Annotated in this window: 1 pseudogene; it reads left to right on the forward strand. The window is 50.7% G+C overall.

What is annotated here, in order from left to right:
* A pseudogene (locus ACO0K9_RS28150) lies at nt 1-282 on the forward strand (IS630 family transposase); the annotation flags it as partial.

The raw sequence follows: 282 nt of genomic DNA on the forward strand, positions 1-282 counted from the left end.
TGGCTCGCCAATCACCCGCGCTTCAACATGCACTTCACGCCGACCTCGGCATCGTGGCTCAACATGGTCGAACGCTTCTTCCGAAGCATTTCAACAGACCGACTTGAACGCGGTGTCTTTCGCAGCGTTCCAGAATTGGTCACCGCCATTGAGCAATACATCAATGTGCATAATCAAAATCCGAAACCTTTTGTCTGGACCGCCAAGGCCAATGACATTCTGCAGAAAGTCATCCGCGCAAATCGCCAGCTTGGTTCAAAGAAAAACGAAGCACTACACTAG

This window comes from Undibacterium sp. Ji50W, from assembly GCF_049340445.1.
In the GTDB taxonomy this organism is placed as follows: Bacteria; Pseudomonadota; Gammaproteobacteria; order Burkholderiales; family Burkholderiaceae_D; genus Undibacterium.